The following is an 863-nucleotide window of genomic DNA, read 5'->3' on the forward strand; positions in this document are numbered from 1 at the left end:
GGACCAGGCGGGTGACGGCGGCCAGCGCGTCCGCCGGGAACACCGGCGGGTGCGCGGTCTCCCGTTCCAGCGTGAAGTGCGCGACGGCGCCGAAGACACCGGCCGGATCGTGGTCCAGGGCGAGCCAGTTGACCCGTCCGGTGCGGTGGTCGACGTTCTGGCGGCCGAGGACGACGACGGTACGGCCGTCCCGGCGCAGCACCTGGCCGACGCGCTCCTGCTTGTCGTGCGGCTCGCTCAGCACCACCTCGCGCAGCGCGCCCCCGGGCGTGACCAGCGGGCCCTCCGTGATCGCCTCGAACAGCAGGAGCAGTGCCCGGCGGTGCGACTCCGTCAGGGTGGGTGAGGCGGCGCGGTAGGCGAGCGGGCGCAGCGCGTCGAGCACGCAGGGCCACACCGCGCCGATACCGGGGACGGTGAACTCGTCACTGCGCCACCCGTCGGCGGCCCCGGCGGACCGGGACGACGCGGGCAGGGGCTTGCCGTCGGCGGGCTTGCCGGACAGGACGTGGTTCACGGCACGGATCTGCCGCAGGGTCCCCCAGCTCCGTCCGCCGCCCCACCAGCCGCCCAGCTCGGCGAGGCCGGAGGTCGCCTCCTGCAGGGTCTGTTCGTCGCCGTCCTCGGGGCTGTAGTCGGCGAACATGCCCTCGGTGCGCCTGCGTTCGGTCCTGGGCCGCTCGGCCGGAGGCGTGACGAAGGCGGCGACGGACGCCGCCAGGCGCAGCACCGCGTGCACGAGGGCGGCGACACCGGTGAGCAGATGCGGCTCGGTGAGGGCGGGCAGGGCGCGGGACACGGCCTCGCGCACGACCTGGTCGGCGGTCGGGACGGCGGGCTTGCCGGCGGCGGCCCCCGTCCCG

The 863-nt window shown here is 76.1% G+C and carries 1 pseudogene; it reads right to left on the minus strand.

From position 1 onward, the window contains the following. Positions 1–863: pseudogene (locus tag B7767_RS36445) on the minus strand (hypothetical protein); the annotation flags it as partial.

It is taken from the genome of Streptomyces sp. 13-12-16, assembly GCF_002114215.1.
Taxonomy (GTDB): domain Bacteria; phylum Actinomycetota; class Actinomycetes; order Streptomycetales; family Streptomycetaceae; genus Streptomyces.